The sequence below is a fragment of the Prescottella equi genome, from assembly GCF_020171745.1.
In the GTDB taxonomy this organism is placed as follows: Bacteria; Actinomycetota; Actinomycetes; order Mycobacteriales; family Mycobacteriaceae; genus Prescottella; species Prescottella equi_A.
Genome location: NZ_JAIVAH010000013.1, coordinates 216,060 through 234,357 on the forward strand (window position 1 = coordinate 216,060; position 18,298 = coordinate 234,357).

The following is an 18,298-nucleotide window of genomic DNA, read 5'->3' on the forward strand; positions in this document are numbered from 1 at the left end:
CGAGAAGCCGCAGTTTATCCGTTTCGCCCGATGTCGTTCCCCGGTCAGAGCCGGGCGTGGGTGAATCGGACCAAGTTCATCGGGTGCAGCGCGTCGGCCCGATCCCAGAATCCCGGAGGAACGGAGTCGGCCTCACCGATCGACTCGACGGTGGACCACCCCGCGTCCGCCAGCCACTGGTCGAGCTCGGTCAGGACCGGCGTGCAGCGCCACGGCTCGCCCTGTGCGCCGACCGCCGCCGCGACGGCCTTGGCGTAGTCGCTGCCCGCGCCGTCGCGGTCGGTCGCGGGAACGATGTGGTCGAACACCAACTCCGTGCCCGGCGCGAGGGTGCCGAGGGACGCGAAGGTTCGCTGCACGGCCTCCGCATCGAGATACATCGACACCCCGAGCCAGGACACGAATGTCGCCTCGTCGGCACGAAGGCCCGCGTGCACGAGTTCGGCTACCGGATCATCGGCCGACAGGTCCGCCGGTACCGAGACTCCCCGATCCGGGACGTCGGCCCTCTCCAACAGGGACGAGCGCCACGCGAGCACGCCCGGAAGGTCGACGTGCCAGACGGTGCACGACGCGGGCATCCGCCACGCCGACGTGTCGATGCCCGCGCCCAGCACGACGTACTGACGGATGCCCGACGCCCGCAGCAGTCGCTCGGTGTACGCGCTGCGGGTGGCGGTGGACAGGCGGGCGGCGGCGAGCACCGGCTCACCGGGGTGGGCGAGGTGGAAGTCGAGCGGTGACGGACTGCCGGCGGTCTCGCAGATCAGGCGCGCGGTGTCGTCGACGATCAGATGCGGGGGAGAGTCCACGATCGCGTGGGCGGCTCGGGCGGCGGCGGACATGAGGGCCGAGGGGCTCGGCGTGACAGGTGTATTCACCTCAACCAAGTACCAGAACCTGACGTTCAGGTGAGGGAGGCGCGCCGCACGAACGCCCGAAAACGATTGAAGGGCGGTCGGATTCGGGCGAATCCGACCGCCCTTCAGGGCTGGCACTGATCAGAGGGGTAGGTCGTTGACCGCGGTCGGCGCGTCCGCGACCCAGCCCGGTTCCAGGACCAGGAGCGAGAGTTCGGTGACCTCACCGCGTTCTCCCGGAACGTCGACGTCGACGACGTAGCGGAATCCGGCGTCCTCGGCGAATCCGATCGCGTCGAGGTCACCGGCCGGGACCGGCAGCACGACCCGCCGACATGCGGGGTTCTCCCGCAGGATCCGTTCCCCGAGTCCGCGGAGGGCGCCGGGGTCACGGAGCCCTTGCACGTCGAGTTCGAGGTCGGCGATGCCGGCGGGGTACGCGTTCCCGAGGGGCCCGCGCACGGCGAACCGTGCGCGGACCTCGTGCGAAGTACCACCGTCGTCGACGGTGTACGTCAGCGGCCAGCCCGGGGTGCTCATCGGCTCAGGGAACCGTGTCCGGCTGCTGCCAGCTTGCGCAGCGAGACCTTGTCGAGCTTTCCGGAGCCGTTGCGCGGCAGGGAATCCAGCACGAGGATCTCCTTGGGGAGCTTGTACCGGGCCAGTCGCTCGCTGGTGAAGTCGCGGATCTCCTCGAGTGTCGGATCGGTGTCGGTGGACACCACGACGACGGCGACGACGATCTCGCCCCACTTGGGGTCGGGGGCGCCGACGACGGCCGCGTCCGTGACGCCCGGGTACTCGACGAGCACCCGCTCGACCTCGGCCGGGTAGACGTTCTCGCCGCCCGTGATGATCATGTCCTTGATCCGGTCGACGATGTAGAGGAAGCCCTCCTCGTCGAGGCAGCCCAGGTCACCGGAGTGGAACCAGTTCTCGGCGTCGAACGCGGCATCCGTGGCCTGCTGGTTGGCCCAGTAGCCCTGGGTCACGTTCGGTCCCCGCACACAGATCTCACCGGCCGCGTTGGGTTCGGTGAGCGTCGTTCCGGTGGCCGGGTCGACGATCTTGATCTCGCAGAACGGCATCGGCAGACCTGCCGACGACGCCCGCTCGAGAGTGCGCTCGGGCGGCAGCGAGGTCGCGAACGGCGCGGTCTCGGTCAGACCCCACGCCTGCTGCAGCGCGACCCCGTGGTGGCCGTACTCCTTGACCAGGCTCGGCGGCACGGGCGCGCCCGCGACGATCGCCGATCGCAGCTGCGACAGGTCCGCACCCGCGAACTGCGGGAGCTGCGCGACGGCCGAGAACATGGCGGGCACCGCGAAGATCGTGTTGACCTTGTACTCGACGAGGTCCGCGAGGGTCCGCGCCGGATCGAACGTGCGACGCACCAGCGTCGCACCGCCGCGGGCGAGGCTGCGCAGCGTGAACGAGTTGAGGCAGCCGATGTGGAACAACGGCGCCACCGCGAGGTTGACGTCGCTGCGGCTGGTCTCGACCACCGAGTCCACGTTGAACGAGTTCCACCAGATGTTGCCGTGCGTGAGCATGACGCCCTTGGGACGTCCGGTGGTGCCCGACGTGTACATCAGCGCGGCCAGGTCGTCCGCATACCGCGGCAGCGGCGACAGCGTGAGATCCAGGGCCGCGCCGCGAGCCAGGGCCGACGTCAGCCGCTCCCAACGCTCGCCCGGCTCGTCCGTCAGCGGCACCGCGTCGTCGTTGTCGACCGCGAGCAGGCGCGCCGGCAGGACCGCCGGATCGATCTCGTCGACGACGGGCATGTGACCGGGCTCGACGACCAGAACGCGCGGTCCGAAATCACCGAGCTGGTAGGCGATCTCGGCCGCGGCCAGGCGGAAGTTGATCGGCACGAACACCGCGCCTACCCACGCCGAAGCGAGATAGGTCACGAGGAACGTCGGGCTGTTGAGGCCGAGGTAGGCCACCCGGTCGCCCTTGCGGACACCCGACGCGTGGAGGGTCAGCGCCATCGCGTGCACCCGAGCCGTCAGTTCGCGGTAGTCGACCGTGTGGTCCTCGTAGATCAGCGCGGTGCGGTCGCCGTGCAACCGGCCCAGGTTCTGCAGCGCACGCGCGGGGCTGATGTCGACGGGGTGCTTCTCGGTGCTCACAGATCGTCTCCGCCTGCTGCGGTGCGGAACCCACGGGCGGCGATGCCGCCGTCGACGGGAATGATTGCACCGGTGATGTTGGAGCTGTTGGCCGACGAGGCCAGCAGCACGTACGGCGCCGTGAAATCGGCGGGGTCGACACTCGCGTCGTGCAACGGCAGCAGCGGGTTGTCACCCGTCGTGGCGCTGCGGGCGAACGACGCCTCGATGGAACGGTCGGCCATGCCCATCGACTCCGGGCCGCGCAGGTCGGTGCGCATGCCGCCGGCGGCGACGCCGTTGACCCGGACCTTCGGGGCCAGCTCGTACGCGAGTTCGAGCACGAGTCCGCGGCAGGCGTGCTTGCTCGCGGTGTACAGCGGACCGCCTCCGTTCGGATAGAACGCCGAGTTCGACAGCGTCATCACGACGCTGCCCCGGGTCTTGACCAGCTCGCGCCACGCCGCCTCGACGGCCAGCAGGTAACCCTTGACGTTGATGGCGAACAGTTCGTCGAACGCCGCCGACAACGATTCGCCGTCGAGCCGGGTGATCGAGCGCTGGTAATCCCAGATGCCGGCATTGGGCACCAGGGTGTCCAGTTTACCGAAGCGTGTGACGGCCTCCGAGACGGCGCGATGCTGGTCCGCGGTGGACCGGACGTCGGCCTCCACGGTGTGGACGCGGTCGGCGCGATCGCCGGCCGCCTCCACCAGCTCGCTCAGCTTGGCAGGATCACGGTCCGCGACGACGACCGATGCGCCCTCGTCGAGGAATCGTTCGGCGACGGCCCGGCCCAGTCCGGAGCCGCCACCGGTGATGAGGGCGACATTGCCCTCGAGCCACCCGGTCACTGATCCTCCGTACAGTCCGCGAGGAAGTCGGTGACGAGGCGCTCGAACTCCTTCTGCCGCTCGACCTGGACCCAGTGGCCGCACTTGCTGAACGCGTGCAGCTGCACGTTCGGGATCTGCTTGAGCATCAGCTGCGAGCCCTCGAACGTGATGGTGCGGTCCTCGGTGCCCCACAGCAGCAGCGTCGGCGCCTTGATCTTGTGGGCGTCGCGCCACAGCGGATCCATGCCGTGACGACGCGCGAATGCTGCGTTGTAGCGGTGGTAGAACTCGGTGTGGCTCTCGTCGAGCGACGCCTCGTAGCGCGCCTGGATGTTGGCGTCGTCGAACTGCTTGGCGTCGGCGACCATGGTGCGGACGAAGTCCTTCATCTTCTTCACGGTCGGGCCGCCGCCGTTGTAGTAGCGGAACATCGCCTTCTGGCCCTCGGTCGGCGTCGGGCCGAACGGCAGCCAGCCGCCGCCCGGAGCCATCAGCACCAGCCGGGTGACGCGGTGCGGGATCGCCAGCGCGAGCGCGATCGCGGCGGCACCACCGAGGCTGTTGCCCATCAGGTGAAACTCCTCGATGCCCATCGCGTCGAGCGTCTGGATCAGCGCATCCACCGTGATCTGCGTGATGCTCCGCTCCTGGAGGTCCTCCTCCGTGGGGCGGTAGCTGCCACCGAAGCCCGGCTGGTCCGGCAGCACGACCTTGAAGTGCGGCGTCAGAGCCGGCAGGTTCTGGCTGTAGTTGGCGATCGCCGACGCGCCCGGGCCGCCGCCGTGCAGCATCACCAGGACCGGGCCGCTACCGGCCTCGCTCACCTTGATGGTGCCGAGCGAGGTCTCGACCTCGCGGGTGGTCACGGCCGTCTCTGCCGCTGCATTCGTTGTCACTGTGTCACGCGCTCCTTGTGTCTGGGGAGGATCGTCGCCTGGTTGTTCCGAGGGGAATGAGAAATCAGAAGAAGGTGCTGATGTTCTTGGCCAGCAACACGTTCTGGTCGAGGAGAATCGTGCGGCGGGCAACGACGAGGCCGTTCTCGGTTTCGCGGAGGATGTCCTCGCGGCCACCGGAGTAGATGTCGACCTCGCGCTCGAGCCGGTTGCGGTAGACGAGGAAGTTAGAGCGCACGTACCACTGCCCGAACTCCTGCTCGTCCTCGTCGGCGTGACGGACGATGACGTTGCTCACCAGGTGGCGGGTGCGCGACGGCGGATCCTCGGCCCACGCCATGCCGGAGTCGAAGCGGCGGATGCGCCACGCCAGGCTCGCCCGCGTCTCGTCGAAGAACGCGGCCTCGCCGCGCGCGGCGATCGCGAGCGACTGCTGGCGGCGCAGACGGTTGCTGCGGGTGGGGGCCCAGTAGTGCAGGTCCTCCGCGAGCAGGTCGAGCCAGTCGGTGAAGCGGCCGTCGTCGAGCAGTTCGGCCTCGTGGAAGTAGAACTGCTGAACCCGGAAGTGGGTGTCGGCGTCAGCGGCCTGCCGCTGGGCGGCCGCGGTGGTGTCGGTTGCCATGAGTCGAGTCATCCTTTGGCGAGCTTGCGCAGATTGACGGACGGATCGGCCAGAGCGGCCGGATCCACCGGAAGTGCGCGGTCGATGATGATGCGCGCGGCCCGCACTGCGGGACCGCCGTCGATGAACGCGGCTCCGACCAGGGTGTTGCCCCGGACCCGGAACACCATCTGCGGGCGGGCGGCGTCGTCGGGGTGCGGCCGGATCACGGTCTCGCCCTCGGCGGCCATCGATCCGACGCCCTGCACGTGGATGCCGTGCCGGTCGGACCAGAACCAACCCGCGCACTCGGGTTCGGGTTCCTGCCCCAGGACGCGGGCGGCAACCGCACGTCCGTTCAGTTGTGCTGCTTCCCAATGCTCTTCGCGCCGGTGCAGCGTGCCGTCGGACTCGCGGCGGCGAGCGACGTCGCCCGCGGCGAACACCGCCGGGTGGCTGGTGCGGAAGTTCTCGTCGACGAGCACACCGCCCTCGACGTCGAGGCCGGCGGACTCGGCGAGTTCGGTCGACGGGATCGACCCGATTCCCACGAGCACCGCGTCGGCGGGAAGTTCCTCACCGGTGGTGAGCACGACGGTCACCGAGTCGCCGGTCTCCCGGATCTCCGTGACACCCGCGGTGTGCAGGGCGATGCCGTGCTCGGCGTGCTGGTCGTGCAGGTAGCGCGCCATCTCCGGGCCGACCGCGGGAACGATCGGCGGATCGATCGGGTCGACCAGCGTGACCTGGGCGCCGAGCTGCAATGCCGCCGAAGCGGTTTCGGCGCCGATCAGGCCGGCGCCGATCACGACGAGGCGTGCACCGGGGACGAGCCGGGCCTTGAGGGCGCGGGCGTCGTCGATCGTGCGGAGCAGGTGAACCTGCGGCAGGTCGCCGCCGGGCACCGGCAGCGGACGGGCGCCGGCGCCCGTGGTCAGGATCGTCACATCGGCGTCCAGGCGGGTGCCGTCGGCGAGTTCGACGAGGCCCTCGTCCGGCTTCAGGGCCGTTACGGCGGACCCGGTGCGCAGCGTGATCCGCTGCACGACATACCAATCCGGCTTTGCCAGTGCGAGGTCGGCCTCGTCGGCGGTGCCGAACATGAACGCCTTGGACAGCGGCGGACGGTCGTACGGCGTGGGTCCGCCGTCGACCAGCGTGATCTCACCCTCGAAGCCGCGGGCGCGGAGTTCGCCGGCGGCACTGACGCCGGCGAGTCCGCCACCCACGACGACGATGCGCTCGGGAGTGCTCATCGGATCAGTCACTCCGCGGCTGCCTGGCCGGGGTACAGCCAGATCTCGTCGCCGGTGACCTCGACCTTGTGGGCCGCGACGTCCTCGGTGGCGGGCATGGACAACACGGAGCCGGTGCGCAGGCAGAACTTGCCCGAGTGCAGCGGGCACTCGACCTGGCCGCCCTCGATCCAGCCGTCCGCGAGGGACGCCTCGCCGTGGCTGCACCGGTCGTTGAGCGCGAAGTACTCGCCCTCGTCGTGGAAGACCGCGATCGGCTCGCCCGTGCCGGTCTGCTCGGCGTCGACGACCAGCGCCTCGCCGTCCTCGATGTCGCCGACAGCGCCGACCTTGATCTTGGTGATGGTCTCGCTCACTTCGCGCCCTTTTCGTGCCATGCCGGTGTGTTCATCAGTTCTGCCCAGCGCCGGTAGAAACCGCGTCCGGCAGCGTCGCTGTACAGCTCGCTGGTCTTGCCGGGGTAGACGCCGTCCTCACGCTCGGAGCCCAGGCCCATCTGGTAGTTCAGCGGCACACTGTTGGTCATGAAACCGCCTGCGATGGACTGGCACTCGCTCCAGTTCTCTCCGTCGTCCTGCTCGAAGATGCCGCTGGGACCGAAGGTGCGCAGGTTGTAGAGACGCTGCGCCTCACGCACGTCCTCGGGCATCGACTTGTCGACGATGGTCCACGCCCAGACCTCCATCTTGTCCGGCCCCTTGGGGTGCCAGACCCGGATGCTGCCGTTGACGGGCAGGTACGAGAAGTTGGGGAAGACGGTCGCGTGTCCGGTGGTCATCGGACCCTCGACGCGCTCGTCGCCGAGGCGCTCACGCAGTGCGTCGTAGTCGTAGTACTCGTGCACCGGCTGCGCGTCGAAACGGCTGCGCGGATGCGTCGGGAAGCCGGCGCCGTGACCCATCGGGTCGCTGAACTGACGGCCGGGGGTGTTGACGATCTCGGACTTCGGCCCGCGGCCGGTGGGGGAGAGCACCATCAGTGCCGACGCGTGCGACATGTTGACGTGGTACCAGTCGGTGGCGAACTGCTCGGCCGCCAGCTTCCAGTTGCCGTCGAGCACCCACTTGTGGATGCCGCCGACGGCGACCGTGCCCTCGGGGTCGCGATCGAGCATCGCGTCCATGTAGTAGGTCATGCCGCCGAGCGCTTCCTTCAGCGGAGGCGCGGCCGGGTTCCACGTTGCGAAGATCAGCCCGAGGTACGTGTCGATCTGGGCGACCTCGACCAGGCCCCAGTCCTTCTTGTCGAAGGTCTCCGGGTAGCCGGCCTCGTTCGGGACACTGACCAGCTGACCGGCGGTGTCGAAGCTCCAGCCGTGGTACGTGCACGTGAAGTTCTTGGTGGCGCCGAAGTCGGCACGGCACACCCGCGCACCGCGGTGACGGCACGAGTTGAGGAACGCCCGGATCTTGCGGTCCTTGCCCATCGAGACGATGACCGGGTCCTCCCCCATGTAGGTCGTGAGGAACTCGCCGGGCTTGGAGATCTGCGACGTGTGACCGAGGAACAGCCAGCTCGGCGCGAAGATGCGACGCAGCTCCTGCTGGTAGATCGACTGGTCGGTGAAGACGGCGCGGTCGACGTAGCCGTTGTCGGTGTCGACCATGGTCGAAACGTCGACGAACTTGGTGAGGGCGGCCGGCCTCTGGATCGAGCCCTTGATCGGGCCCCCTCCATCGGAGGTACACATGTGTCGTCTCCTTGAACTTGGACGATACGGACGGTGACGTGACGTCGACCAGCCGGGCGCGAGACCCAGCTGGGTATGACAACAGGAGACAGCCGCGACGGCTTTCGATGCCAGCGGTCGTGCCGAGGTGCGGCACGCGCGCTCGCGCGGGATATATGGGCGGGCCGAACATGGGTACCCGAACAGATGTTTCGCAGCGCCGCACCCGGTCGCTGTGTCCGACAGCACAGGAGATTCCATGCTCGCAGCCGTCGCCGTCGCCCAGAACGCGGACGACCCGCTGGGAGGACTCGAACTTCGCGAGGTCCCCGACCCGGTCGTCCCGGACGGTTGGGCCAAGGTCGCGGTGCGTTCGTCCGCCCTCAACATGCACGACGTGTGGACGCTGCGTGGCGTCGGGCACCCGGCCGACCGCATCCCGATGATCCTCGGCTGCGATGCGGCCGGCGTCGACGAGGACGGCAACGAGGTGATCGTCTACCCGGTGATCGCCGACCCGGACGGCGGCATGGGTGACGAGACGCTCGACCCGGGCCGTGCGCTGCTGTCCGAGCAGCACGACGGCGCGTTCGCCGAGTACCTCGTGGTGCCCGAGCGCAACCTGATCCCCAAGCCGGACTGGCTGTCGTTCGACGAGGCCGCGTGCCTGCCCGTCGCGTGGACCACCGCGTACCGGATGCTGTTCACGCAGGCCCAGATCAAGGCCGGCGACCGCGTGCTGGTGCAGGGCGCCGGTGGCGGCGTCGCGACCGCAGCGATCAGCCTGGCCGCGGCCGCGGGCGCCAAGGTGTACGCCGCGAGCCGCAGCGCCGAGAAGCGCGCCACCGCGCTCGAGCTGGGTGCGCACACGGCGGTCGAGGCGGGCGCCCGCCTGCCCGAGAAGGTCGACGTCGTCATCGAGACCGTCGGCGAGGCCACGTGGGCGCACTCGATGCGCTCGCTGCGTCCCGGCGGCACGATCGTCATCGCCGGCGCGACATCGGGTTCCAACCCGCCCGCCGACCTGACCCGCATCTTCTACCTGCAGCAGCGCATCCTGGGCTCGACCGGCTGCACCCGCGCCGAACTGGTGTCGATGCTGCGGATGATGGAGGCCACCGGCCTGCGCCCGAAGATCGACCGCGTCATCCCGCTGCAGGACATCCACGCGGGCTTCCAGGCCATGATCGACGGCGACGTCAACGGAAAGGTCGTGGTGAAGGTCTCGTGAGCATCTGGTTCGGCGAGCCCTCCGTCGAGATCGTCAACAGCAAGGGCGTCGACACGCTCAACCGGAACCTCGGTATCGAGCTGACCGAGTTCACCGACAACTCCCTCAAGGGACGGATGCCGGTCGACGAGCGGACCAAGCAGCCCGCCGGGGTCCTGCACGGCGGCGCGTCCGTCGCGTTCGCCGAGACCCTCGCGAGCTGGGCGGCGATCTTCGCTGTCGATCGCAGCAAGTTCCACTGTGTCGGTATGGAGATCAACGCCAACCACGTGCGTCCCGTGAGCTCGGGATGGGTCTACGGCGAGGCGACGCCGCTCGCGCTGGGGCGCAAGACGCACGTGTGGGAGATCAAGATCGTGAACGACGAGGGCAAGCTGGTCTGCGTGTCCCGCTGCACCATGGCGGTGCTGGAGATGCCGTCGCAGTACTGACGACCACAGTCCCCGGGTGCCGGCACTCAGGTTTGCCTTGAGTGCTGGCACTCGCATGTATAGAGTGCTAGTCGACGCTGAGCGAGTCCCGGCACCCGCGACGACGGGGCACGTGAGGAGTCACCGTGGTGACTGAACTTATGGTGGTCCGAGGAACAGCCTCGGGCCCGACAAACCCCTGAAAGTGGAGGGCTCATCGTGGCGAGCGTGAACATCAAGCCGCTCGAGGACAAGATCCTCGTCCAGGCCAACGAGGCCGAGACGACGACTGCCTCCGGCCTGGTCATCCCCGACACGGCGAAGGAGAAGCCCCAGGAGGGCACCGTCGTCGCCGTCGGCCCCGGCCGCTGGGACGAGGATGGCGAGAAGCGCATCCCCCTGGACGTCCAGGAGGGCGACACCGTCATCTACAGCAAGTACGGCGGAACCGAGATCAAGTACGCCGGCCAGGAGTACCTGATCCTGTCGGCTCGCGACGTTCTGGCTGTCGTCGCGAAGTAGGCCTCACGCCTCCCGCCCCGGAGTTCCTCAACGGACCCGGGGCGGAGTGCGTTTCCGGCGGTAACCCTGAAATCCGTTTCGGGACGAAACCCTGAATCTCAGGAGTAGCTGAATCAATGTCCAAGCAAATTGAGTTCAACGAGAAGGCCCGGCGCGCGCTCGAGCGCGGCGTCGACCAGCTCGCCGACGCCGTCAAGGTCACCATCGGCCCCCGCGGTCGGCACGTGGTTCTCGCCAAGGCATTCGGTGGCCCCACCGTCACCAACGACGGCGTGAGCATCGCGCGCGAGATCGAGCTCGAGGACCCGTTCGAGAACCTCGGCGCCCAGCTCGTCAAGAGCGTCGCCACCAAGACCAACGACGTCGCGGGCGACGGCACCACCACCGCCACCGTGCTGGCCCAGGCCCTCGTCAAGGCCGGCCTGAAGAACGTTGCGGCAGGCGCGAACCCGATCGCCCTCGGCGTCGGCATCGCCAAGGCCGCCGACGCGGTCTCGGAGGCGCTGCTCGCCGCCGCGACGCCGGTCGAGAGCAAGGACGCCATCGCGCAGGTCGCCACCGTCTCGTCGCGTGACGAGGAGATCGGCGAGCTGGTCGGCGAGGCCATGACCCGCGTCGGCGTCGACGGTGTCGTCACGGTCGAGGAGTCCTCGACCCTGCACACCGAACTCGTCGTGACCGAGGGCGTGCAGTTCGACAAGGGCTTCCTGTCGCCGTACTTCATCACCGACATCGATGCGCAGCAGGCCGTGCTCGAGGACGCGCTGATCCTTCTCTACCGCGAGAAGATCAGCTCCCTGCCCGAGTTCCTGCCGCTGCTCGAGAAGATCGCCGAGTCCGGCAAGCCGGTCCTGATCATCGCCGAGGACATCGAGGGCGAATCGCTCTCGACCCTCGTCGTGAACTCGATCCGCAAGACGATCAAGGCCGTCGCCGTCAAGGCGCCGTTCTTCGGTGACCGCCGCAAGGCGTTCCTCGACGACCTCGCCGTCGTCACCGCCGGCACCGTCATCACCGCCGACATGGGCGTCACGCTCAAGGACGCCGGCCTGGATCTGCTGGGCAGCGCCCGTCGCGTCGTCGTCACCAAGGACGAGACGACGATCGTCGACGGCGCAGGCACCGAGGCCGACATCGAGACCCGCGTCGGTCAGCTCAAGCGCGAGATCGAGAACACCGACTCCGACTGGGATCGCGAGAAGCTCGAGGAGCGCCTCGCGAAGCTGGCCGGCGGCGTCGCCGTCATCAAGGTCGGCGCGGCCACCGAGACCGACCTCAAGGAGCGCAAGTTCCGGGTCGAGGACGCGGTCAACGCTGCCAAGGCTGCAGTCGAGGAGGGCATCGTCCCCGGTGGCGGTTCCGCCATCGTGCAGGCCGGCCGGGTACTCACCGACGTCGCCGCGTCGCTCTCCGGCGACGAGGCCACCGGTGTCGAGGTCGTGCGCACCGCGCTCGAGGCCCCGCTGTACTGGATCGCCACCAACGCCGGCCTCGACGGTGCCGTCGTGGTCAGCAAGGTGTCCGAGGCGCCGAAGGGCCACGGCTTCAACGCCGCGACCCTCACCTACGGCGACCTGCTCGCCGACGGTGTCGTCGACCCGGTCAAGGTGACCCGCTCCGCGGTCGTCAATGCCGCGTCGGTTGCCCGCATGGTGCTCACCACCGAGTCGGCCGTCGTCGAGAAGCCGGTTCAGGAAGCAGCGGATCACGGCCACGGCCACGCTCACTGATTTGCTCGGCTCCGGCTGAACGCGCCGAGACCCCCGGACGAATTCGTTCGGGGGTCTCGTGCTTTCGCGATCAGGTGAGCGGGATGGACGCGAACATGGTTCCCGTCGGGTACGACGACCCGCCGGGCGGTTCCACCGTGAAACCGAGCTGTGTCGCGCCGTCGAGATCCTCGAGCACCGCAGTCGTGGTGGGGGAGACCTGATCCGGACCCATCGTGCCGGCCGGTACCGGCTCGTCTCCGCGGACCAACCACATCTGGTACACCGTGTCCGGCTGCGGCGGGGTGACCCCGTTCATCACGAGCATCGCGGCGTTCGCGTCCTTGGAGAACATCGCGGTCGCGGTGCCGCCGCCCGGGATGTCCGTCGACGACGACTGCATGTCCGGGGCGTCGAGGATCTGCGCGGTCACCGACGGTGCCGGGGGCGCCTCCGTGAACTGCCGGCCGATCACGACACCGCCGACGAGGAACACGACGGCCGCGGCCGCCGAAGCGACCGCGATCTGCCAGCGGCGCTTGCCGTTTCGTCGCCCGTCGTTGCGGCGCTTCGCGAGATCGTCGCCCGACACCTGCCGCAGCAGGTTGCGGCGCAGCGCCGCGGGCGGGGTGACGGCGACGAGTGAACTCGCGGCCGCCATCGTTTCGCGGGCCAGACGCACCGCCGTGTCGAACTCGGCCCGGGTCGTCGCGTCGGCGTCCGCCAGTCGGGCGTCGAGTGCCCGCAGGTCCTCGTCGTCGAGGGCGTGGAGGGCGTACAGGTGCGCCCACTCGATCAGGTCGTCGTCCATGTCACATCACCCCCAGACATCCTCTGAGCCTTGCCAATCCATCTCTGATGCGGGTCTTCACCGTCGGAACGGCGACGCCCAGTTCGCTCGCGACCTCGCGGTAGGTTCGGCCGCCGTAGTACGCGAGCGTCACCGACTGGCGTTGGATGTCCGTGAGCGCCTGCATGCAGTCGACCACCGCCTCGCGTTCCGCACGTCGCGTGACCTCCTCGGTGACCTCGTCGAACTCGTCGGTCCGGTTGGTGGTCTCGTACACGATCTCGCGATCGGTGTGCGACTGTTCCGATCGGACGCGGTCCACGGCCCTGCGGTGCGCGAGAGTCATCAGCCACGACAGCGGCGACCCGCGGCCGGGATCGAACGTGGCGGCCGACTTCCACACCTGGAGGTAGACCTCCTGCGTCGTCTCCTCCGAGAATCCCGGGTCGCGGAGCACCCGCAGCACGAGTCCGTACACGCGCGGGCCGGTGCGGTCGTAGAACGTCGCGAACGCGACCTCGTCGCCGCGCGCGACGCGCGTCAGAAGTGTCCGCAGTTCGTCGGACTCGGCGCGGCGGACTGCGACGAGGCCGCCGTTGTCCGCCGGGCAGGAGTCGTCACCACCGGAGGATCCGGCCGAACTCACACGTGCTCGCTCGGGTGCATAGTGGACAACCGTAGCGTCCATCGGCCGGATCCTCCCGGAGTGTGGTGACTGTGGTGCGTTCTACCCGGGATCTACTGGGGCATGAGGACCGAGTCGATCAGGTAGACGGTGGCGTTCGAGGTCTTCACGCCGCCGCACACGACGCCTGCCTCCTGCACCTTCAGGTCGTCGCCCGAGCCGGTCACCGTCACTTCGCCGCCCTCGACCGTCGTGTGCGTGCCGTCGACCTCGCTGGGCGGCAACTGTCCGGGCACGACGTGGTAGGTGAGGATCTTGGTGAGCAGGGCGTCGTCGGTCTTCAACTGCTCGACCGTCGCGGGATCGAGCTTCGCGAAGGCCGCATCGGTCGGTGCGAAGACGGTGAACTGTCCGCCGTTGAGGGTGTCGACGAGATTCACATCCGGGTTCAGCTGACCCGACACCGCGGCGGTGAGCGTCGTGAGCATCGGATTGTTCGACGCGGCGACCGCGACCGGATCCTGCGCCATGCCCGAGACCGAGCCGGGTCCCGAGGGAACCGTGGCGGCGTACTCGGCGCAGCCGGGTCCCACCAGATCGGCGGCCGGGGCGGCGGTTCCGGAGGTCATCATGCCGGACTCGCTCGGCATCGACGAGGACATGGACGGAGTGGTCGACGTCGCGTTGTCGGACGAGTCGTCCGACGAACAGGCGGCCACTCCGAACAAGGCGATGGAGGCAGCGGCGGCGACGGCGATGACGCGCGGCGTCTTGGAGTTCATGGGATTGCCTTCCTGAAGGGGTGTTCCGTGCACTGTCGGTAAGTGCTTCGGAGCCGCTCGGCAGGAGGACGGGTCGAGACTCGATGTGGTTGCGTCGGCACACACGACGAAGCCCGGGGCACCTGTACGTGGTGGGTGGTGCCCCGGGCTTCGTTGCGTCGATCAGGCGATGCGGCGTCGTGACTGGCGGGTGAGGATCTCGCGCTCGGACTCCGACATTCCTCCCCAGATGCCGTACGGCTCGCACACGGTCAGCGCATGGTTCCGGCACTGCGTCAGGACCGGGCAGCTACGGCACATCTCCTTCGCGCGGCTCTCCCTCTGAGCCCGTGCCCGTCCACGCTCTCCGTCCGGGTGAAAGAACACCGAGGACTCGACGCCACGACACAGCCCGCGCATCTGCCAATCCCAGATGTCGGCGTTGGGGCCGGGTAGGTGGTTCGGAACAGGCATCAGTACTCCTCTGTCAGCAGGCTCGCGGTGGTACTGCGAGCGGCCCGCCACCCCCCGGGTGGACGAGACCAATGAATCGGTCATGCCCCGCAACCGTAAAGGTGCATACGAAATCGCGTCAACACTTTCAGCTAGTGGCGATTTGCATATCTTCGGAGCGAAGAATTAACGCCCTGGACATTTACATGCGGTCCGCCGTGTGATTACGTGCCGGTAGGGGCCGCGAACGTGTTCCTGCACGTGGTCGCGCGTGTCTCCTGAACGGTCGTCCTGAATGTTCTCGCTCCTCGGGTTACTCCCGAGTATTCTTCGGCCATTCTCGTTAACCCTGCCGCCACATATTCTTCAAACTTGAAGGACGTCACCTCGGCGGACATGGATCTTGGTGCGCGAATATTGTTTGACGGTCGTCCAGTTGGAGAATTGTCAACTTTCCGGGATTTGTCGGACTCCTCGCGCCCGGGCGGGCACGGACGGCGATTTGCGCAGTGCGATGATCACCGGATGCTGCTCGACGCTGCGTTCGGCTCCACGCCCGGCCGGAACCCGTTGCCCGCCCCCGCCGATCCTGCCGATCCGGCGGAGCGCTGGTTGCGCGCGGTCGCCCTCGGCGGGCAGGGCCGGTACGCGCAGGCCCGGGCGACGCTCGACGACCTGCAGCGCACGCCGGGAATCGATCCGGCGCTGGCGTCGCTGGCGTCGAGCACGCGCGCATCGTTGCTGCGTCAGCTCGGCGGTCACGCGGCCGCGTCCGGGTACGACGGCACGGCTCTGGCCCTGATCGGCCGCGACGGTCCGGACGAGCGTCGCCGGCACGAGGCGCGCTGCGACGCGCTGACCGGTCTCGCCGCCGACGCCCTGGGATGCGGCAGGCTCGCGCTCGGCCGGCGGTTGCTCGAGCGGTGTGCCGCACACCTCGCGGACGTGGGCGACGAGGACGCGTTGTGGCGTCAGCACGTGCGGTTGGACTGGGTGACCGCCGAGATCGCCTTGGCGTCCGGCGACTTCGCGACCGCGACGATCCACACGGACAGCGCCGTCGCCCGGTCGGCGGACCATCCGTCGGTACGCCATCGCATCAAGTCGGCCCTGCTCTCCGCGGCCGCCGCAACCGGGCTTCCGACCCTCGACCGCGCGATCGAGACGGCCGAGGGAGTGCTCGCAGACAGCGGCGCGCACGGCCTGCTGCCACTGCGCTGGGCGGCGGCGATGCTGCTCGACGGCGTCAGGCCGGATCCGGCCGTGCGAGTGGTGCGGGACGAGTGCGCCGCCGAGATCGCGCGTCGGGGCGGGCGGTTCGCGAAATGACCGTCGGATATTCGAACGATGCGATGTCCGGTCGGACTCTGTAGTTAGAGTGACAGGGTTCCGCTGCGAGGTGGAAGCACACCCGGCTGGGGGGACGTGCCACTGTAACGCCAGGATCCACTCTGACGATGTCTAACACGGGTGAGGAGTTGAACTCCGCAGTCGCTGCTGCCGCGCAAGGCGACCGGAACGCTCTGTCCCAGGTTCTCGCCAGTATCCGCCCATTGGTCGTGCGGTATTGCAGGGCCCGGGTCGGTGCTGCCGAACGCGGCCAGCTGTCTGCGGACGACGTGGCGCAGGAAGTGTGCCTCGCGGTGATGACGGCGCTTCCCAGGTACCAGGACCAGGGTCGGCCGTTCATGGCGTTCGTCTACGGAATCGCCGCGCACAAGGTCGCCGACGCGCACCGAAACGCGGCGCGTAACAAATCCGATCCTGTTGCTGAAGTACCAGATGTCGTATCCGCGGACGACAGCCCGGAGGAACGGGCTCTCAACTCGGAGACGAGCCGACAGGTGAACGCTTTGCTGCAGACGCTTCCCGAGAAGCATCGCGAGATCCTCGTCCTCCGGCTCGTCGTCGGGTTGTCGGCCGAGGAGACGGCAGCGGCAGTCGGTAGTACTGCCGGGGCGGTGCGCGTGGCTCAACACCGGGCTCTCGCGAAGTTGAAGAAGGAAGTGACGAAAGCAGGTGAGAGACATGGCTAGGGGCAACAGTGGCGAGCCGGGCGACCCCCACGCCGATCTCGCCGGAAACGGCATGCCGATCGATGTCGCCGCGGTCCGCCGCGACGACGCCCTGATCGACGCGATCTCCACCGACGGGCCCGTTGCCACGGACAGCCCCGAGGAGTACCAGGTCGCGGCTCTGCTCTCGAACTGGCGTGCCGAGATCCTCGCGCAGCCGATGCCGGCCGAACCGGACCTCGACGACATCGTCGCCCGAGTCCAGGCCGAACTCGGCGCCCGGGACGATCTCGTCACCCGCACCCGCTCCGGTCGCAACCATCTGCGGCTGCTCCGCCCGATCGCCGCCGCAGCGGCTGTCGTGGCGATCGCGATGGGCGGCATGACGATCTTCTCCTACAACGCCGAACCCGGTGATCCGCTGTGGGGCGTCAAGCAGGTCGTCTTCACCGAGCGGGCCGCATCGACCGTCGCCAAGATCGACACCACCACCAACCTCGAGGAAGCCGAGCGGCTCATCGCGTCCGGTGACGCCGCCGGAGCGAAGGCCAAGCTCGAGTCCGCCGGAGCCCGCGCGAGCGCGGTCAACGAGGCGGGGACTCGGGACGAGCTCAACGTGTGGCGTCAGCGGTTGCTCACCGAGTTGGACAAGGCGGTACCCACGCCGCCGCCTCCCGCGCCGTCGGCACCGGAGCAGCCCCCGGTCTCGGGTGATCCGTCGTCCGCGGGTTCGGGACAGCAGACGTCGCCGATGATCTCGCAGTGGCCGACGTCCGTGCCGAACCCGGGCCTGCAGGGCGTGAACCCCAGTACGTCGACAGTTGCGTCACCGTCGGGTACGCCGTCGAGCACGCCTACACCTGGCTCGGAGACCTCGGCCACCGGAACGCCCTCGCCGACGACGCCCACTACGACGTCTCCGGCGACGTCGACCAGCAAGGCCAGCAGCGGTTCACTGGGCGGGCAGCCGCCGCTCACGCCCTCGCCCTGATCCAGCGGCTCCGACGCAGCAACGACGCAACGGCCCGGCAAGTTTCCTTGCCGGGCCGTTGTCGTCGTTCGTGAAGCTGTCGGCGGGCCTCAGAGATCGAAGCTGTCGCCGTGCAGTGCGTCGTTCATCGACGCGTCCGCGTAGCCGCGGCAGTAGTCCCACGTCACGTACGCGTCGGGCGACGGGTCGTAGGCCGGCTCGTGCGGACGAACCGTGCCGTCGACGAGTAGCTGGAGAAGATTCGCGCGCAGCATGTCCCAGTCGTGGTAGTGGTCCGCCTGGCAGTCGTCGCAGCACACCACCAGTCCGCGGATACCGCGATGGCTCAGGAGTGCCTCGTACACCGCGAGATCCGCGAGATCTTCTTCCACGGCGAGACGCTCGTGGGGGTCGAGCGGCTGACCCGGCTCGATCGCGTCGAGCGCAGCGGACGGGTCGGCGGGGTCACCAGCGAAGGGGTCCGGGGGAAGGCCGGGAGGCAGTTGATCGCGCACAACACCACGGTACGCAGGTCAGCCCGGTCTGCGCTAGCTGATCACGCCCGGTGCGTCGCGGA

The 18,298-nt window shown here is 68.6% G+C and carries 21 protein-coding genes; 7 read left to right on the top strand and 14 right to left on the bottom strand.

Annotated features, from left to right (window positions below; translation table 11 throughout):
* Positions 1–44 precede the first annotated feature (44 nt).
* The 9 genes from LCL87_RS11115 to LCL87_RS11155 form a co-directional block, all read right to left on the bottom strand.
* Positions 45–881: a class I SAM-dependent methyltransferase gene (locus LCL87_RS11115; protein ID WP_225019995.1), complete on the bottom strand. Its 837-nt coding sequence runs from the start codon at positions 879–881 to the stop codon at positions 45–47.
* Between the two features lie 120 nt (positions 882–1,001).
* On the bottom strand, positions 1,002–1,400 hold the full coding sequence (locus LCL87_RS11120) for a hypothetical protein (protein ID WP_225019532.1): 399 nt from the start codon (positions 1,398–1,400) through the stop codon (positions 1,002–1,004).
* Positions 1,397–2,998, bottom strand: coding sequence for an acyl-CoA synthetase (locus LCL87_RS11125; RefSeq protein ID WP_225019534.1), 1,602 nt, complete (start codon positions 2,996–2,998; stop codon positions 1,397–1,399). The genes LCL87_RS11120 and LCL87_RS11125 overlap by 4 nt, the downstream gene beginning before the upstream one ends.
* Positions 2,995–3,831: a 3-(cis-5,6-dihydroxycyclohexa-1,3-dien-1-yl)propanoate dehydrogenase gene (hcaB, locus tag LCL87_RS11130; RefSeq protein ID WP_225019536.1), complete on the bottom strand. Its 837-nt coding sequence runs from the start codon at positions 3,829–3,831 to the stop codon at positions 2,995–2,997. The genes LCL87_RS11125 and hcaB overlap by 4 nt, the downstream gene beginning before the upstream one ends.
* Entirely contained in the window at positions 3,828–4,709 is an 882-nt protein-coding gene (locus LCL87_RS11135) for an alpha/beta fold hydrolase (protein WP_225019538.1), read from the bottom strand. The genes hcaB and LCL87_RS11135 overlap by 4 nt, the downstream gene beginning before the upstream one ends.
* A gap of 64 nt (positions 4,710–4,773) precedes the next feature.
* Complete coding sequence (locus tag LCL87_RS11140; RefSeq protein ID WP_225019540.1) at positions 4,774–5,331, bottom strand: 3-phenylpropionate/cinnamic acid dioxygenase subunit beta; 558 nt, start codon at positions 5,329–5,331, stop codon at positions 4,774–4,776.
* An 8-nt stretch (positions 5,332–5,339) separates the two neighbouring features.
* Positions 5,340–6,566, bottom strand: coding sequence for an FAD-dependent oxidoreductase (locus tag LCL87_RS11145; RefSeq protein WP_225019542.1), 1,227 nt, complete (start codon positions 6,564–6,566; stop codon positions 5,340–5,342).
* An 8-nt stretch (positions 6,567–6,574) separates the two neighbouring features.
* Positions 6,575–6,922 (bottom strand): bifunctional 3-phenylpropionate/cinnamic acid dioxygenase ferredoxin subunit, encoded by a 348-nt coding sequence (locus LCL87_RS11150; RefSeq protein ID WP_225019544.1) that lies wholly within the window; start codon positions 6,920–6,922, stop codon positions 6,575–6,577.
* A complete protein-coding gene (locus tag LCL87_RS11155; protein ID WP_225019546.1) occupies positions 6,919–8,256 on the bottom strand; it encodes an aromatic ring-hydroxylating dioxygenase subunit alpha in 1,338 nt (445 codons plus the stop codon). The genes LCL87_RS11150 and LCL87_RS11155 overlap by 4 nt, the downstream gene beginning before the upstream one ends.
* Positions 8,257–8,494: 238 nt before the next feature.
* Here LCL87_RS11155 and LCL87_RS11160 point away from each other — a divergent pair, with 238 nt between their 5' ends.
* The 4 genes from LCL87_RS11160 to groL all read left to right on the top strand — a co-directional run bounded on the left by LCL87_RS11160 (position 8,495) and on the right by groL (position 12,128).
* Positions 8,495–9,466 (top strand): zinc-binding dehydrogenase, encoded by a 972-nt coding sequence (locus tag LCL87_RS11160; RefSeq protein WP_225019548.1) that lies wholly within the window; start codon positions 8,495–8,497, stop codon positions 9,464–9,466.
* On the top strand, positions 9,463–9,897 hold the full coding sequence (locus LCL87_RS11165; protein WP_225019550.1) for a hotdog fold thioesterase: 435 nt from the start codon (positions 9,463–9,465) through the stop codon (positions 9,895–9,897). Before LCL87_RS11160 ends, LCL87_RS11165 begins: the two co-directional genes overlap by 4 nt.
* Before the next feature lie 198 nt (positions 9,898–10,095).
* Positions 10,096–10,398 carry a co-chaperone GroES gene (groES, locus tag LCL87_RS11170; RefSeq protein WP_005518479.1) on the top strand — a complete coding sequence of 101 codons (303 nt, stop codon included), beginning with the start codon at positions 10,096–10,098 and terminating at the stop codon, positions 10,396–10,398.
* A gap of 116 nt (positions 10,399–10,514) precedes the next feature.
* Positions 10,515–12,128, top strand: a complete 1,614-nt coding sequence (gene groL / locus LCL87_RS11175; protein ID WP_225019552.1) for a chaperonin GroEL — start codon at positions 10,515–10,517, stop codon at positions 12,126–12,128.
* A gap of 70 nt (positions 12,129–12,198) precedes the next feature.
* On the opposite strand, the gene LCL87_RS11180 is transcribed toward groL, so the two are convergent.
* The 4 genes from LCL87_RS11180 to LCL87_RS11195 form a co-directional block, all read right to left on the bottom strand.
* Positions 12,199–12,918, bottom strand: coding sequence for an anti-sigma factor (locus LCL87_RS11180; RefSeq protein ID WP_225019554.1), 720 nt, complete (start codon positions 12,916–12,918; stop codon positions 12,199–12,201).
* Between the two features lies 1 nt (position 12,919).
* Positions 12,920–13,585 (bottom strand): sigma-70 family RNA polymerase sigma factor, encoded by a 666-nt coding sequence (locus LCL87_RS11185; RefSeq protein WP_225019556.1) that lies wholly within the window; start codon positions 13,583–13,585, stop codon positions 12,920–12,922.
* Positions 13,586–13,635: 50 nt separating this feature from the next.
* The gene (locus LCL87_RS11190) at positions 13,636–14,304 is read right to left on the bottom strand and encodes a fasciclin domain-containing protein (protein ID WP_225019559.1); all 669 of its coding nucleotides are present in this window, start codon (positions 14,302–14,304) and stop codon (positions 13,636–13,638) included.
* Positions 14,305–14,466: 162 nt separating this feature from the next.
* Positions 14,467–14,757 (bottom strand): WhiB family transcriptional regulator, encoded by a 291-nt coding sequence (locus LCL87_RS11195; protein ID WP_225019561.1) that lies wholly within the window; start codon positions 14,755–14,757, stop codon positions 14,467–14,469.
* A gap of 504 nt (positions 14,758–15,261) precedes the next feature.
* Here LCL87_RS11195 and LCL87_RS11200 point away from each other — a divergent pair.
* The 3 genes from LCL87_RS11200 to LCL87_RS11210 all read left to right on the top strand — a co-directional run bounded on the left by LCL87_RS11200 (position 15,262) and on the right by LCL87_RS11210 (position 17,742).
* Complete coding sequence (locus LCL87_RS11200) at positions 15,262–16,065, top strand: hypothetical protein (protein ID WP_225019563.1); 804 nt, start codon at positions 15,262–15,264, stop codon at positions 16,063–16,065.
* A gap of 128 nt (positions 16,066–16,193) precedes the next feature.
* Positions 16,194–16,772: a sigma-70 family RNA polymerase sigma factor gene (locus tag LCL87_RS11205; protein WP_005518491.1), complete on the top strand. Its 579-nt coding sequence runs from the start codon at positions 16,194–16,196 to the stop codon at positions 16,770–16,772.
* Positions 16,765–17,742: an anti-sigma-D factor RsdA gene (locus tag LCL87_RS11210; protein WP_225019565.1), complete on the top strand. Its 978-nt coding sequence runs from the start codon at positions 16,765–16,767 to the stop codon at positions 17,740–17,742. The genes LCL87_RS11205 and LCL87_RS11210 overlap by 8 nt, the downstream gene beginning before the upstream one ends.
* Before the next feature lie 89 nt (positions 17,743–17,831).
* On the opposite strand, the gene LCL87_RS11215 is transcribed toward LCL87_RS11210, so the two are convergent.
* Positions 17,832–18,236, bottom strand: coding sequence for a DUF5319 domain-containing protein (locus tag LCL87_RS11215; protein WP_225019566.1), 405 nt, complete (start codon positions 18,234–18,236; stop codon positions 17,832–17,834).
* Between the last annotated feature and the right edge of the window lie 62 nt (positions 18,237–18,298).